Raw genomic sequence first — 13,957 nt, 5'->3', positions numbered from 1 at the left:
ACGATCCTGTTCGCGTTAATTTTAGACCCCGAGCAGAACGCCGCCCAATGACAAGGTCTCGCCGCTCATTGTCAGCGATATTACGATAGCCAACAAAAACGCTGCAAAACAAGCAAAAATTAGTCCATCGACTCGATCCATGACGCCGCCATGGCCTGGAATCAGATGGCTGGAATCCTTCACACCGAAACGGCGCTTGATGAAAGACTCGAATAAATCGCCGATCTGGCTGCAAACAGACAGCACCAGCGCAAGCATCGGGATCCTCAAATCATCGGCGGAAAAGAAGCTCCAGACAACAGCGGTTCCCGCGATGATGGCAGCAACGGCACCGCCGATTGCGCCCGACCAGGTCTTGCCCGGCGATATGCGCGGCGCAAGTTTCGGACCGCCGATCGCCCGGCCGACGAAATAGGCAAATATATCGGTAGCCCATACCGTCGCGAAGATGAACAGCATTAACACGAAACCGCGCAGATCGTCGTCGCGAATCTCGGCAAGGGCGATCGCCGTCAATCCGGAATAGAATATGCCGCCCGGCAGCCACCAGGTTGTCCGCCGAACGGCAACCATGATCGCGGTCGCCGCGACAAAAGCAACCAGAACCTCGATGGAATAGACCGATTCGCTCCTCAGCGTTGCGCCGGCGATCAGCACGAGACCGAGCCAGCCAAGCGCATTTCCCTGGGGATCGCGTCCGTGCAAGTCAGTTATCGTCGACCATTCATAGTAGACGAGCAGGCCGATTGCCGCCGCCAGAAGGCGAAAACTCAGGCCGCCATACCAGGTAGCCGCAAGAACAATGACGGCAAGGACGATGCCGGAGATGATGCGCAGCCTGAGTTCACGGCTCATCAAGACCCCACGGCCGCCGCCTGCTTGCCGGAGAGGCCGCCAAAGCGCCGGTCGCGCGCGGCATATTTCTCCAGCGCGGCGAAGAACAGGTCACGGCTGAAATCGGGCCAGTATTCCGGCACGAACATGAATTCCGAATAGGCGGCCTGCCACAAAAGGAAGTTCGATAGCCGCTCCTCGCCGCTCGTGCGGATAATGAGGTCGGGATCGGGAATTCCGGCGGTATCCAGGCGGGCGTCCACAAGCTCCGGGCTGATGTCCTGCGGACGCAGCCGCCCTGCCTCGACATCCTTCGCGAGGCTCACGACGGCGCGGGCAATCTCGTCGCGAGAGCCGTAGTTGAAGGCGATGACCAGCGTCAGGGCCGTATTGTCCCGGGTGGTCTCCTCGGCCTCGATCAGCAGCGGCAGAATGTCGCCGCGCAGATTGCTGCGGTCGCCGATGACGCGGATCCGCACATTCTGACGATGAAGCTCGGCGAGATCCCGCCGGATGAACGCCTTGAGGAGCCCCAGCAGGTCGCTCACCTCGGTCTCGGGGCGGCGCCAGTTTTCGGAGGAAAAGGCGAAAAGCGTGAGATATTTCACACCGATATCACCCGCTGCTCGAACCGTTTCCCGAACTGCCTCCACGCCCTTGCGGTGACCCATGGTGCGCGGCAGGCCGCGCGCGTTGGCCCATCGCCCGTTACCGTCCATGATGATGGCAACGTGTTCGGGTACGGCAGAGAACGTAGGATCTGACATATGGGTCCGGTTTCGTTCGGCGGGAAGAATGCTCTGATCTCGTAATCTAGGGCGCCGTCACCGCTTTCAATGTTTCCAAATCGAAAGCACGACACCCCAGCGCACGATCAGACCTGCATGATTTCCTTTTCTTTGTCGGCTAGCAAGCGGTCGACATCCGAAATCGTCTCATCCGTCATCTTCTGCACACGCTCGGAGAGGGAGCGGCTCTCATCTTGACCGATTACACCATCCTTTTCGGCCTTTTTGAGGCCATCCATGCCGTCACGGCGGACGTGGCGAATCGCTACCTTGGCCTTCTCGGCATATTCGTGTGCGACCTTGACCAGCGAGCGGCGGCGCTCCTCGTTGAGCTCCGGCAACGGAATGCGCAGATTCTGGCCGTCGATGATGGGATTGAGGCCGAGATTGGATTCGCGGATCGCGCGCTCGACGGCACCGACCATCGCCTTGTCCCATACCGATACGGTCAACATGCGCGCTTCCGGCACGGTGATGTTGGACACCTGGTTCAGCGGCATGCGCGAACCATAGGCTTCGATCGTGACCGGATCCAGAATGTTTGCGGATGCGCGGCCGGTACGCAGCGAGGCGATGTCGCTCTTGAATGCCGCGATTGCGCCGTCCATGCGGCGCTTCAGTTCCTTTAGGTCAGTGCCTTCACTCATGTCTATACTCCCCTGTAATAAGGCGACGCCGGGCGGGCCTAGCGCCACAGGAACGTCAGTTGTCTGATACGATGGTCTTGCGGCCGCCGCCGGTCAAGATTTCCGCGAAGCCGCCCTTCTCGTGAATAGAGAAAACGATGATCGGAATTGAATTTTCCCGCGCAAGCGCCACAGCGGCCACATCCATGACCGCCAGCCCCTTTTCCAGCACCTGGCTGTGGGTCAGATGATCGAAACGCTCGGCATCCGGAAACTTCTTCGGATCGGCGGAATAGATGCCGTCGACCTGCGTGCCCTTGAAGATGGCCTGCGCGCCCATTTCGGCGGCGCGCAATGCGGCTGCAGAATCAGTGGTGAAGAACGGATTTCCGGTGCCACCCGCAAAGATCACCACACGGCCTAGCGAGAGATGATAAAGCGTGGCGCGCTGCGAGAAGCTCTCGCAGATCTCCGGCATGGAAATGGCCGAGAGCACGACGGTCTCGATGTCGAGCTTGCGCAGCGAGGTTGCCAGCGCCAGCGCATTGATGACGGTTCCGAGCATGCCCATATGGTCGCCGGTCACGCGGTCGCCGCCCTTGGAGGCCACGGCGACACCGCGGAATATATTGCCGCCGCCGACGACCACGCCGACTTCAACGCCCATTGCGCGCGCTTCGGCGATGTCGGATGCAATCCGGTCGGAGACGGTAACGTCGATACCGAACCCCTGGCTACCCATGAGGGCTTCGCCGGAGGCCTTGAGCAGTACGCGCTTGTAGATCGGCTGAGACATCGTGGCTCCTTGAAGTGATCGCGGGGGATGATTGTGAAAGCCGGATACACGAAGGGCACCGCGTTGTCACGCGATGCCCTGACGTTTTCCCTGATATGGTTTCACCAATCCGGGATATGATTTCTTTTCGCTGATCAGCCCTTGGCGACAGCAGCGACTTCGGCGGCGAAGTCGGTTTCTTCCTTCTCGACGCCTTCGCCAAGGAGCAGACGGGCCATGCCGACAACTTCGATCGCGGCGCCGGCGGTCTTTTCAGCTTCCTTGATGGCAGCAGCGACCGTCAGGTCCGGGTTGATGACGAAGGCCTGCGAGAGAAGAGCGACTTCCTCGAAGAACTTGCGCATGCGGCCTTCCACCATCTTTTCAATGATGGCTTCCGGCTTACCGGATTCGCGGGACTGCTCGATGAAGACGTTGCGTTCGCGCTCGGCGACTGCGGCATCGACTTCTTCGGCGCGGATAGCCAGCGGGTTGGTAGCAGCAATGTGCATGGCAACCTGGCGGCCGATCGACGTCAGAACGGCCTTGTCACCGAGCGACTTCAGGGCGACCAGAACGCCGAGCTTGCCGATACCGTCGCCAGCAGCGTTGTGGATGTAGGTCGCCACGACGCCGTGCTCGACTTCCAGCTTGGCCGCACGACGAAGCGTCATGTTCTCGCCGATGGTCGCGATTGCGTCCTTGATAGTGTCCGCGACCGGCTTGCCGGATGCGGGATAGGTCGCAGCCGAAATGGCTTCGACCGTGCCGTCGGTGGACAGCGCAACTTCGGCGATGCCGCGAGCGAGGTCCTGGAAGGCATCGTTACGGGCAACGAAGTCGGTTTCGGAATTGAGCTCGACGACAACGGCCTTGTGACCGGCGCCGGCAATGGCGACCAAGCCTTCAGCGGCGGTACGGCCGGACTTCTTGTCGGCCTTGGAGATGCCCTTGGCGCGCAGCCAGTCGATCGCAGCTTCGATATCGCCGTTGGTTTCGATCAGCGCCTTCTTGCAGTCCATCATGCCTGCGCCAGACTTTTCGCGCAGTTCCTTCACCAGTGCAGCCGTAATCTCGGTCATAAGCTTCCTCTTTGTCGGTTCATACGGTGCGGCAAGCGGCTTTGAACCGAGGCGGCACCGATTTGAGGGACGAAATGTACCCGTAAGTATGACAGCGTTATGAAGCCGCGTCACACTCTGGAATTCTTGATTGGAACATGCCTGGATTTACCGCCCAGGCAAAGCGTTACCCAAAACGCGATAAGGCCGCTCGAACTTCTTGAAGTCGCAAACGGCCCTATCCCGGATGTCAATGCGCTTGGGCGGACAGTCTCCTGCCCGCCTCGAGGCGCGATCAGGCTTCGGCGCCGTCCGCCAGGGTCGGCTCAACCGGAGTTTCCTCGGCAGCGCCGAGGTCACGGCCCGATGCGCTCTGCTGGCGAGCGATGCCGTCGATGGCAGCACGCGCGATCAGGTCGCAGTAAAGAGCGATGGCGCGCGAAGCGTCGTCGTTGCCCGGGATCGGATAGTCGATCAGGTCCGGATCGCAGTTCGAGTCGATGATGGCGACGACCGGGATGCCGAGGCGCTTGGCTTCGTCGATCGCGATCTTTTCCTTGTTGGTGTCGATGATGAACATCAGGTCCGGCGTGCCGCCCATGTCCTTGATACCACCGAGGGCCTTGTCGAGCTTTTCGCGCTCGCGCTCAAGGTTCAGACGTTCCTTCTTGGTGAAGCCCTGGGCATCGCCGGAGAGGATTTCGTCGAGCTTGCGCAGACGCTGGATCGAGTTGGAGATCGTCTTCCAGTTGGTCATCATGCCGCCGAGCCAGCGGGCGTTGACGTAGTACTGGGCCGAACGCTTGGCGCTGTCGGCGATCAGTTCGGACGCCTGACGCTTGGTGCCGACGAACAGAACGCGGCCGCCACGGGCAACGGTGTCGCTGACGACCTGCAAAGCGCGGCTCAGCATCGGAACCGTCTGGGCGAGGTCGATGATGTGGATGTTGTTACGATCGCCGAAAATGTACGGCTTCATCTTCGGGTTCCAGCGATGTGTCTGGTGGCCGAAGTGAACACCTGCTTCGAGAAGCTGGCGCATAGAAAAATCGGGCAATGCCATGCCTTTGTATCCTTTTCCGGTTGAACCTCCGCAAGGCGAACAGCATCCTCTTCGAGAATGCCACCGGGCGGAACGATCCGGATTTCTCCCGGACAATCCCATGCCTTACGTGTGGAATGCGGCTGGCCATACATTCGATTTGCCGGGAATGCAAGGCTTGGAACGAAAAATAGCTGCGCGCCCTGCCCTCAAGCCGCCAGTTTATCGAGCAGCGCCAGCATGACATTAGCGTCCGGCATCGGCAAGACGGCGTCGATTTCCGCCGGCAGCAAGCCGGCAATGGCGCTGTCGGCATCTCCGGTCGCCGTTCCGAGCGGCCCGCGGAAACCATGCTTGGTCCAGGCAAGCTCCTGCAATCGCGGGCTGATCAGCGCCTCGATCATGCGGTCGACCTGTTCGTCGATGGCGATGAGCGGATGGGCGGAATAGACGGTCGGATGCGGATAGAGCACCACGGGCTTTGCTCCATTGCTGGCCTGGACCCGGTGCCACCGCTGCGGATCGGCGAGAATCCATTCCACCAACTGATTCTCATAGCCGACGATCATCGGCTCGCCACCAATGCCGCCCGCGAGATATTGTTCGAAAAGCTTGCCTGATGACGACGACTTGAAGCCCATGTTGCGGAAGATGGACTGCGTCTTGTCGCCAAACTGCGCGAGGTTGTCCGCGCTTGCGACATTACCGCTCAAGAGGCTGAGCACGAGGCCGGAGAACATGAAGCCGGAATTGGAGCGATTGGGATCCGTGGAGACGATCCGCGCCTGTCCGTAAAGCGCGTTGACGCCGAGCTTCGACCAGGTCGTTCCGGAAAGCACTGCATCCAGCAGCGCTTTCAGATCGAGCTGATGCTGTCCTTCCGATGTCGTGGTGACAAGCCCGGCCTTGGTCAATCCATCGACGACAGGCTGCCAGGAATAGATGACGACGGGTGTGTTGAGGATGACGCGATCGTTGCGGATCTTGATGCCGCTCTGCCGGGCTATGTCGACCATGATCGAGGAAGAAGGCCAGAGGAACGCGGGGTTCTGCGACAGGAGCGCCTGCTCGCGCACCATCTCGACGGAGCCCGCGACACGGCTGTTGATTTCCAGCCCGTGGCTGTGGAGTGCGCCGATCACATCGCTGTCGGCCAGAAATGCCTCTTTTTCGCCACCGATGAAGCCGAAGAGCTTGGTGCGGTTGCCGAGCAGCCCCTGTAGCTCCGGCCTGTCCTTGACGGCAAAATAACCACCGCTGCCGGCAACCCCGGCGGCGAGCAGCCCTACTCCAAAAGCGCGGCGGGAAATGGCCATCAGCGTCCTATGTCCTCTTTGAGCGAGGCCTGTATCAGGCGCAGCTCCGTATCAAGCGTATCGAGCCTGTCGTCGACCAGGCTGTCCGAATAATGGACGAAGGCATCCTCCAGTTTGGTCAGGACCAGATCGACCTCCTGAAGACGTGTCGCATCCGGCTGGCGCTTCGCCTCGATCACGGCGAAACCCTCCGCCACTTCGGCCGCGCGCGGCAGGTAGTAGCTGAGGAACCGCCTGACCGTGCCGGCGCTTTCCGGATTGGCCTCCACTTTGGCGAAGACATCGCCGGCGATCTCAGCCAGGTGCCGCACCCGCCTTGCCGTCTCCTTGCTGGCAATCTGGGCAGCCGAAGCCTCCAGCCTTCGCGCAGCGGGTGCCGCCGAATTCAGCAGGTCACGGGCAAATTCGATCCGCCCCCTGCCGATGGCCTTGGCGTCCAGCCCCTCGAAAAGACCGCGTGGCGCCAGCACAAAGATAAGGCCGACGAAAACGAGCAGGCCGATGACGGCCGCGATCCATATCGGCATGCCGGCAAAGAAGCTCAGCACAGGAACGACGATCGCGGCGGCAAGCCCCGCCACGATCCAATTCCAGTCATTGCCGAACCAATTGCGCATTATCGTCCTAGTTATAGCCGCGCACCGCCCGGAATGCGCTGACGAGATCGCCGCGGCCATCGAACACCCGCGCCGAGGTCTCCTGCGCCAAGGCATCCAGCTGCCGCTTGTCCGCATCGCCGAAGGTGATGCCGAACACCGGCACATGCGGGTTGAGCGATCTCCACCGGCTCATGAAATCGCCGTTGGCATCATCGGACTTTCCGTCGGTCATGATGACGATCGCCGGCAGATAGGAGGATAGATCCCGCGTCGCTTTCATCCAGTCAAGCGCCCTGCTCGCGCAGGCATACATATCCGTGCCGCCGCCAGCATGCTGCTGGGAGACCTTATCGACCAGGCTCTTCTGTTGCGCAGGATTTCCTGTCGCCTCAAAGGTCGTGCGCACATCGGCGTCGAAGGGGATGACCATGATGCGGTCCGCCAGCGTCCACTGCGCCAATACCTTACCGGTCTCATCAGGATTGAACAGGAACTGCATGGCCGCCTGCAACTGGTTCTCGCCCTTGCCTTCCATCGAACCCGAGAAATCGAGGCAGAGAGCCGTCAGCGATGGCTTGCGCAAGGCGACCTGATAGAGATCGAGCGCCTGGCGGATCACGGCGGGCTCGGGCATGCGAATTGCCGTCACGAGGCGCGTCGGATCGAAATTCCATGACGGGTCCGCCTTGGCGGTGACATCCGCGAGCGGAATGCGACGGCCGGTATCGGCGATGCGCTTCTGCACCGGTGCGGAACGCAAGTAATCAAGGAGTTGGTTGAAGAAGGTCTCTACCTCCTGCCCGCGCCCATGATCGACAAAACCGATCGGCGAATCGGCAACCACGACGCCATCGGCCGGATAGAGGGCATAAAGCGGCTCCTTGCCCATGCCGGCCAGCTTGTCGTTGGTCTCCTTCAGCACGGCTTCGTAATTCCACATGGCGTCATAAAGCACGCCTTTCGCAGCCGAGCCGGTATAGAGATCCGCAAGCCAGCCAGAGGAGCCCGACGAACGCTCCACACCGGCAAGCAGGGACCGGACGGCACCCTGGACATCCGGCTTGTCGAGATCGCCCGGCTCGATGACGGGCTTGTTGCCGAGCGCACTCGACAGCATGCCGATATAGGCACTCGCGCCCGAGTTGGACTGCGTGGCAGACGTCATGAGAAACTTCAGCGAGCCGTTCTTCACCGCCGCCAATATGTCCTTCATGTAGACGGGCTTGCCGATCCAGCCGAGCGCCTCGGCCTTGGATTTGCGCACGCCGAGAATGACCGGCATCTGCGCCACCGACGTCAGCGACTTTACCCGGCGCTTGACGTCGAACATATCGACCCAAACGCTCGATGCCGGCCAGACGGCATCCTGTTCGACGCCTTGTTCGCTCTGCAAGGCAAGCCCGATATCCAGCGTTCCCTCATAGGTGAAGCTGCAAGTCGCTTTCTTCTCCTTGCAGAATTCCTCAACGATCGGCTGAATGACCGTGTTTTCCGAGCCGGAAACGATCGAGAACTTCGGGCCATCACCGCCGACATTGCAGCCGCTCAGCGCAAGAGCTGCGGCGAGCGTCAGGCCGGTAACGAATGTGCGGATCTTCATGCAGTTCACCGCGCCTCGATCATCGCCTTCTTGAGCTCAATGGTCATCTTCTGCATCCGCTGCTCGGCCTCGGCCCGCTTGGCGCGGCCATCCTCCTGCACCTTCAGCACGCCGCTGATCGTATCGATCAGGTCGCGATTGGCGGCCGCCAGCGTATCGATATCGACGATACCGTGCTGCGATTGCTGTTCGATGGCAATCGCCTGATCCTTCATCATTTTCGATGCCTCGCGGATCATGTCGTTGGTGGCGTCCGTCACCGTCTTCTGCAGCTCGAGCGCCGATTTCTGCTGGGTCAAGCCGAGCAGGATGACCATCTTCTGCTTCCAGGCCGACACCGTCAGCGCCGAGGTTGCCTGCAGGTTCTCGATCAGCGTTTCGTCGCCCGACTGGACGATGCGGATCTGCGGCAATTGCTGAATGCCGAGCTGGCGCGCCTGCTGCAGGTAGAAAACCCGCTTCTCGAGACGATCGACGGCCTGCAGGCTGTCCTGATAGATCTGCGCCTCCAGCATGCCGTCGCCGGGATTGGCGGAGGCAGCATCGGCGGCACTCTTCAGCCGCGGAAGTTCGGTTGCGCGAAAGCGCGCGGCGAAATTCTTGCCGGCCTGCACATAGGCATCGAGCTGCAGGATGGACTGCTTCGTCTCCTCGTGCAGGTCATCGAGAAGGGCGATGTCCCGGCGCAGGATATCCTTGTGACGATCAAGCTCGAGCCCGATGCGGTCGATCTGGCCCGCCACATCCTCGAACTCTTCCTTAAAGCGCTCCACCCTCGCCCTGAACGAGGAAAACATCCGTGACAGGAAGGTCTCGTCCTTCAAGGAAGCCGGATCGAGCTTCTTCGACTTGATGATGATATCGGTCAGCAGCTTGCCCACTTCACCGAGGTCCCGATTGCGGACCTCCCGAAGAATCCGGTCGGAATAATCGGAGACCGACTGCTGGGCGCGGTCGCCGTAGACGGAAATCCCGGCGCGGTCGGTGATGTCGATGCTATCGCCGATGCGGGCGATCTCACCCGGATCAGCGGCGACCACAGGCAGAGTCTCGTTGGAACCGGCGGAGATATCGGTATTGCTCATAGATTGTGCTTTCTCGTCCATAAAACACAGAGCCGACCGCAAAACATTGTCGATCGCCCCAAGACGATCAATCCCCCCGCGCGGCCCAATACAATTCCAGATCAGCACGGGCAAAAGTGAGACTCACCCAAGCGTGCCGATCGTTTCACACAATAGTGAAACTTGGATCACAGTTTTATGACGAAAATTTTGCCCTTTGCGCCGCGGTCCGGCGAGAGCTATTGGCAGGCCTTCGTATCGAGAACCTCGAGCTTGGTGAGCTTGCCGGTGAGGACGAAGTCGCCGTAATCCATGGTGAGATCGCGCGTTATGCCGTTCTCGTAAAGCTTGAACGACATGCGGTAGACCGGTATGGCGTCGCCCGTGGATTTCTCATTGAAATAGGCGACGGTCACCGGCCAGAAGGCAGTCTTGGCAAAGGCGCCGGCCTTGTCGGCGTCGGGATCATCCGTGGCGGGCGTCTCCTGCTTGCCGACGACGGTGGTCGCGATCAATGGCTTGTCGCCATCATCGGAGCCGTCGAAGACTTGAGCCTCGAAGAAATTCTTGCCGAGCTTGGCGTTGTGGATGATGTCGAGCATATGCTCCGTCGGAAAACGGCTCTGGATGAGCTCTACCTGCTTGCTGTGCGGCTGGGTCAGATCGACCTTGATGCCCTTCTGGTCGTCGGCCGCGGCACCGCGCACGTCCTTGTCGAGCTGGCTGTCGGTATAGGACTTGGTTTCGAAGCGGAACACCCGCTTGGCCAGATCCTCGAACGTCGTCGTCTGCTGGTCGCTGACGCGCGTGGAATCGCCCGTGTCGATCTGCGTGACGAAGCGGAAATTGGTGGTGAACCCGGTGCAATCGGAGCCTTCGAATTCATAGACCATGCGACCGAACATGCCGGCGATGCCGGAACGATCGGAAGCGTCCTTCAGTTCGAGATCATAGACGGCGCGATGTGCAATGAGGCCACTCGGAACGGCCGCATGGGCTGCCGGAGTTCCCAGAGATAGAACGCCCAGACCCGAAACGACAGCGGCAGCAAGACTCGAGCGGATCATTCATTATCTCCTGTTGGACTCGCACGCGATGTTATAAGAACGCTTTCGGCTAAAACGAGGCTGCCGGTCCTAATTGACGGAATTTAGTCTTGATGCCGGATTTTTGAAGTTTTTACAACAAAACGGGAGATGAAAATGTCCGACGCTATAGAGGGTCGTCTGAAGGAACTTGGCATCGTTCTACCGCAGGCCGCCGCACCGGCCGCGAATTACGTTCCCTATGTCATCAGCGGCAATCTTCTCTATCTGTCCGGGCAGCTGCCGATGGAAAACGGCAAGGTCGGCGTGACAGGCCATCTCGGCGCTGATGTCGACGTTGCCGGCGGCCAGCGCGCCGCCGAACTTTGCGCCATCAATATTCTTGCGCAGGCAAAGGCAGCGCTCGGCGGCGATCTCGGCCGCATCAAGCGCCTCATCAAGCTGAATGGCTTCGTCGCCTCGACACCGGATTTCGTCGAACAACACCTTGTGATCAACGGCGCTTCCAATCTTCTGGCAAATGTGTTGGGAGACGCCGGCAAGCATGCCCGCGCCGCCGTCGGCATGGCGGCCCTGCCGCTGAACGCCGCCGTTGAAATCGATGCCATTCTGGAAATCGCCTGATGAGCAAGCATGCCTGGTTGACCGAACGTCCCGTCGCCCATCGCGGCTATCATGACATGAATAAGGAAGTCTGGGAGAATACGCTCTCGGCTTTCAGCCGCGCCATCGAGGCAGGTTTTGCCATCGAATGCGACCTGCATTATGCCTCGGACGCCGTCCCCGTCGTCTTCCACGATGACGATCTGCAGCGCGTCTGCAATCTGCCCGCTCAGCTGCGCGATCGCACCTCGGCCGAACTCGGCCTGCTTTCGGTCGGCGGCACCAAGGACAAGATCCCGACATTGAAGCAGCTCCTGCGGCTTTGCGACGGCAAGGTGCCGCTGGTGCTGGAGCTCAAGGGCCGAGAAGGCGACGACGAGGGCTTTGCGGAATCCGTGCTCGAGGTGCTGGAGGGCTACAAGGGACATGTGGCCCTGATGAGCTTCGACCATTGGCTGCTCAAGGACCTCAAGGCGCTGGAAACACCCTACCCGGTCGGTCTCACGGCCGACGGAAATGAGCCCGAGACGTTTTTTAAGCATGACGAAGCCATGCAGCTTGGGCTAGACTTCATCTCGTACTTCTACGGCCATCTGCCGAACCCCTTCATCACGGCGCAGCGCCAGCGCGGCATTCCGGTCATCACCTGGACCGTGCGCGACGAAGCGGCCCGCAAACATACATTTGCCAATGCAGACCAGATGACCTTCGAAGGTTTTGACCCGCGCATAGCCTCATAAATCGGGATCGATTGAAGGAGGGACTTATGCGCAAACTTGAAATTCCGCTGCGTCCTTTGCATATTCGATTGGACGCGTGGCGCAGCGGTTGAGAGTCCCATCCATCCTTCCTTCCTAGCGCAAGAATTTGATGACAGACGAATTATCCATTCGAGTCGAACGATCCTTCAAGAACATCGCCCCGGAAAGCTGGTCCAAGCTCGCCGGAGCGTCCAAGACAAGCAAGCTGCTGCCATATAACCCGTTTGTCTCGCATGCCTTCCTGTCCTCGCTTGAGGAGTCGGGCTCCGCGAACGACAAGACGGGATGGCTTGGCAACCATTTGCTGCTCGAAACCGATGGCGGCGACTTGATCGGCGCCGTCGCGGGCTATCTGAAGAGCCACAGCCAGGGCGAATATGTCTTCGATCATGGCTGGGCCGACGCCTTCGAGCGTGCCGGTGGCCGTTATTATCCCAAGCTGCAATGCTCCGTGCCCTTCACGCCGGCCACAGGGCCGCGGTTGCTCGTCGCCGAAGGCCAAGACCGGACGGTGATCCAGCCGGCGCTTGCCGAGAGCCTGAAGGAAGTGACACGACAGCTTGGCGTCTCCTCCGCGCACATCACCTTCCTGCCTAAAGACGAGGTCTCGGTCTTCGAAACAGATGGCTATCTGCATCGGACCGACCAGCAGTTCCATTTCATCAACGAAGGCTATGCCGACCACGATGCATTCCTCGAAACCCTCGCGTCGCGCAAGCGCAAGGCACTGAAGAAGGAACGCCGCGCCGCACTCGAGCACGGCATTAGCATCGATTGGCTGACCGGCAGCGATCTCACCGAAGGCATATGGGATCAGTTCTTCGCCTTCTACATGGATACGGGCAGCCGCAAATGGGGCCGGCCCTACCTGACGCGAAAATTCTATTCGCTGATCGGCGAGCGCATGCCTGAGGATGTCCTGCTCGTCATGGCGAAACGCGAGGGACGCTATATCGCCGGCGCCATCAATTTCATCGGCGGAGAAACGCTCTACGGCCGGCATTGGGGCTGCATCGAGGATCATCCCTTCCTGCATTTCGAGGTCTGCTATCATCAGGCGATCGATTTCGCGCTCAGCAAGGGATTGAAGCGGGTAGAAGCTGGCGCGCAGGGCGAGCATAAGCTGGCGCGCGGCTATCTTCCTGTCATCACGCATTCGGCGCATTATATCGGCCACCAGGGCTTGCGACGCGCCGTTGCCGACTATCTGCAGCACGAGAGGGAGCAGGTGGAGGAAATGAGCGAAGTCCTCACTGAACACAGCCCCTTCCGCAAAGGCGAACGGCAAGATATCTAGCCGCTCTGGACAATCATAAACGGAAGACGAGGAGACCCGGATGACCAGCTCGGCCTACGACACCAACAATATCTTCGCGAAGATCCTGAAGGGCGAGATCCCTTCCTACCGTATCTACGAGGATGAGCACACGGTCGCCTTCATGGACGTCATGCCGCAATCGCCTGGCCATACGCTAGTTTTGCCGAAATCTCCGTCCCGCAACATCTTCGATGCCGATCCAGCCGCACTCCAGCACACGATCACAATCGTCCAGAAGGTCGCCATCGCCGTCCAGGAAGCCTTCGATGCCGACGGTGTCTACATCGCCCAGTTCAACGAGCCTGCCGCGGGACAGACCGTGTTCCATCTCCATTTCCACGTCATTCCGCGTCACGAAGGCGTGGCGCTGAAGCCGCATTCGGGCAAGATGGAAGACGGCGCGGTGCTGGCTGACAATGCCAAGAAGATCATCGAAGCCTTGCGCTGAACGGGACGCGGCGCAGCCTCTTAGTTCCTTACATTAGCTATTTTATATAAAAATATGAAAAGGCTGCATTGTTGCC

The 13,957-nt window shown here is 59.9% G+C and carries 15 protein-coding genes; 4 read left to right on the top strand and 11 right to left on the bottom strand.

The genetic code is table 11. From position 1 onward, the window contains the following. Positions 1-21 precede the first annotated feature (21 nt). The 11 genes from JTP94_RS21405 to JTP94_RS21355 all read right to left on the bottom strand — a co-directional run bounded on the left by JTP94_RS21405 (position 22) and on the right by JTP94_RS21355 (position 10,772). Positions 22-855 carry a phosphatidate cytidylyltransferase gene (locus tag JTP94_RS21405; protein ID WP_204852485.1) on the bottom strand — a complete coding sequence of 278 codons (834 nt, stop codon included), beginning with the start codon at positions 853-855 and terminating at the stop codon, positions 22-24. Then, positions 855-1,601: an isoprenyl transferase gene (locus JTP94_RS21400; protein ID WP_034505148.1), complete on the bottom strand. Its 747-nt coding sequence runs from the start codon at positions 1,599-1,601 to the stop codon at positions 855-857. The genes JTP94_RS21405 and JTP94_RS21400 overlap by 1 nt, the downstream gene beginning before the upstream one ends. A gap of 107 nt (positions 1,602-1,708) precedes the next feature. Then, positions 1,709-2,269, bottom strand: a complete 561-nt coding sequence (gene frr / locus JTP94_RS21395; RefSeq protein ID WP_034505150.1) for a ribosome recycling factor — start codon at positions 2,267-2,269, stop codon at positions 1,709-1,711. Positions 2,270-2,324: 55 nt separating this feature from the next. Beyond that, positions 2,325-3,044, bottom strand: a complete 720-nt coding sequence (pyrH, locus tag JTP94_RS21390; protein ID WP_034505151.1) for a UMP kinase — start codon at positions 3,042-3,044, stop codon at positions 2,325-2,327. Positions 3,045-3,178: 134 nt separating this feature from the next. Continuing rightward, entirely contained in the window at positions 3,179-4,105 is a 927-nt protein-coding gene (tsf, locus tag JTP94_RS21385; RefSeq protein WP_204852484.1) for a translation elongation factor Ts, read from the bottom strand. 274 nt (positions 4,106-4,379) lie between these two features. Continuing rightward, on the bottom strand, positions 4,380-5,147 hold the full coding sequence (gene rpsB / locus JTP94_RS21380; protein ID WP_204852483.1) for a 30S ribosomal protein S2: 768 nt from the start codon (positions 5,145-5,147) through the stop codon (positions 4,380-4,382). Positions 5,148-5,335: 188 nt separating this feature from the next. After that, a complete protein-coding gene (locus tag JTP94_RS21375) occupies positions 5,336-6,442 on the bottom strand; it encodes a substrate-binding domain-containing protein (RefSeq protein ID WP_204852482.1) in 1,107 nt (368 codons plus the stop codon). After that, the gene (locus JTP94_RS21370; protein ID WP_204852481.1) at positions 6,442-7,059 is read right to left on the bottom strand and encodes a 5-bromo-4-chloroindolyl phosphate hydrolysis family protein; all 618 of its coding nucleotides are present in this window, start codon (positions 7,057-7,059) and stop codon (positions 6,442-6,444) included. The genes JTP94_RS21375 and JTP94_RS21370 overlap by 1 nt, the downstream gene beginning before the upstream one ends. A 7-nt stretch (positions 7,060-7,066) precedes the next feature. Next, complete coding sequence (locus JTP94_RS21365) at positions 7,067-8,641, bottom strand: VWA domain-containing protein (protein WP_204852480.1); 1,575 nt, start codon at positions 8,639-8,641, stop codon at positions 7,067-7,069. A 5-nt stretch (positions 8,642-8,646) separates the two neighbouring features. Further along, on the bottom strand, positions 8,647-9,726 hold the full coding sequence (locus tag JTP94_RS21360) for a toxic anion resistance protein (RefSeq protein ID WP_204852479.1): 1,080 nt from the start codon (positions 9,724-9,726) through the stop codon (positions 8,647-8,649). A 218-nt stretch (positions 9,727-9,944) separates the two neighbouring features. Further along, complete coding sequence (locus tag JTP94_RS21355; RefSeq protein WP_204852478.1) at positions 9,945-10,772, bottom strand: cell envelope integrity EipB family protein; 828 nt, start codon at positions 10,770-10,772, stop codon at positions 9,945-9,947. Positions 10,773-10,907: 135 nt separating this feature from the next. Between JTP94_RS21355 and JTP94_RS21350 the strand changes: the two genes are divergently transcribed. The 4 genes from JTP94_RS21350 to JTP94_RS21335 all read left to right on the top strand — a co-directional run bounded on the left by JTP94_RS21350 (position 10,908) and on the right by JTP94_RS21335 (position 13,881). After that, positions 10,908-11,375: a RidA family protein gene (locus JTP94_RS21350; protein WP_204852477.1), complete on the top strand. Its 468-nt coding sequence runs from the start codon at positions 10,908-10,910 to the stop codon at positions 11,373-11,375. After that, a complete protein-coding gene (locus tag JTP94_RS21345; protein WP_204852476.1) occupies positions 11,375-12,094 on the top strand; it encodes a glycerophosphodiester phosphodiesterase in 720 nt (239 codons plus the stop codon). The genes JTP94_RS21350 and JTP94_RS21345 overlap by 1 nt, the downstream gene beginning before the upstream one ends. Before the next feature lie 130 nt (positions 12,095-12,224). Further along, positions 12,225-13,412: a GNAT family N-acetyltransferase gene (locus tag JTP94_RS21340; protein WP_204852475.1), complete on the top strand. Its 1,188-nt coding sequence runs from the start codon at positions 12,225-12,227 to the stop codon at positions 13,410-13,412. 40 nt (positions 13,413-13,452) lie between these two features. Next, positions 13,453-13,881, top strand: coding sequence for an HIT family protein (locus JTP94_RS21335; RefSeq protein ID WP_204852474.1), 429 nt, complete (start codon positions 13,453-13,455; stop codon positions 13,879-13,881). Positions 13,882-13,957 lie beyond the last annotated feature (76 nt).

This window comes from Martinezella lusitana, assembly GCF_016901135.1.
GTDB classification, from domain to species: domain Bacteria; phylum Pseudomonadota; class Alphaproteobacteria; order Rhizobiales; family Rhizobiaceae; genus Rhizobium; species Rhizobium lusitanum_D.
The sequence above is the reverse complement of the archived record's forward strand: the minus strand, read 5'-3'. Positions and strand labels throughout refer to the sequence as shown.

Excerpts from the sequence above, each read along its gene's own strand:
- JTP94_RS21405 (WP_204852485.1), bottom strand. The coding sequence starts at position 855 with ATGAGCCGTGAACTCAGGCTGCGCATCATCTCCGGCATCGTCCTTGCC.
- JTP94_RS21400 (WP_034505148.1), bottom strand. The coding sequence starts at position 1,601 with ATGTCAGATCCTACGTTCTCTGCCGTACCCGAACACGTTGCCATCATC.
- frr (WP_034505150.1), bottom strand. The coding sequence starts at position 2,269 with ATGAGTGAAGGCACTGACCTAAAGGAACTGAAGCGCCGCATGGACGGC.
- pyrH (WP_034505151.1), bottom strand. The coding sequence starts at position 3,044 with ATGTCTCAGCCGATCTACAAGCGCGTACTGCTCAAGGCCTCCGGCGAA.
- tsf (WP_204852484.1), bottom strand. The coding sequence starts at position 4,105 with ATGACCGAGATTACGGCTGCACTGGTGAAGGAACTGCGCGAAAAGTCT.
- rpsB (WP_204852483.1), bottom strand. The coding sequence starts at position 5,147 with ATGGCATTGCCCGATTTTTCTATGCGCCAGCTTCTCGAAGCAGGTGTT.
- JTP94_RS21375 (WP_204852482.1), bottom strand. The coding sequence starts at position 6,442 with ATGGCCATTTCCCGCCGCGCTTTTGGAGTAGGGCTGCTCGCCGCCGGG.
- JTP94_RS21370 (WP_204852481.1), bottom strand. The coding sequence starts at position 7,059 with ATGCGCAATTGGTTCGGCAATGACTGGAATTGGATCGTGGCGGGGCTT.
- JTP94_RS21365 (WP_204852480.1), bottom strand. The coding sequence starts at position 8,641 with ATGAAGATCCGCACATTCGTTACCGGCCTGACGCTCGCCGCAGCTCTT.
- JTP94_RS21360 (WP_204852479.1), bottom strand. The coding sequence starts at position 9,726 with ATGAGCAATACCGATATCTCCGCCGGTTCCAACGAGACTCTGCCTGTG.
- JTP94_RS21355 (WP_204852478.1), bottom strand. The coding sequence starts at position 10,772 with ATGATCCGCTCGAGTCTTGCTGCCGCTGTCGTTTCGGGTCTGGGCGTT.
- JTP94_RS21350 (WP_204852477.1), top strand. The coding sequence starts at position 10,908 with ATGTCCGACGCTATAGAGGGTCGTCTGAAGGAACTTGGCATCGTTCTA.
- JTP94_RS21345 (WP_204852476.1), top strand. The coding sequence starts at position 11,375 with ATGAGCAAGCATGCCTGGTTGACCGAACGTCCCGTCGCCCATCGCGGC.
- JTP94_RS21340 (WP_204852475.1), top strand. The coding sequence starts at position 12,225 with ATGACAGACGAATTATCCATTCGAGTCGAACGATCCTTCAAGAACATC.
- JTP94_RS21335 (WP_204852474.1), top strand. The coding sequence starts at position 13,453 with ATGACCAGCTCGGCCTACGACACCAACAATATCTTCGCGAAGATCCTG.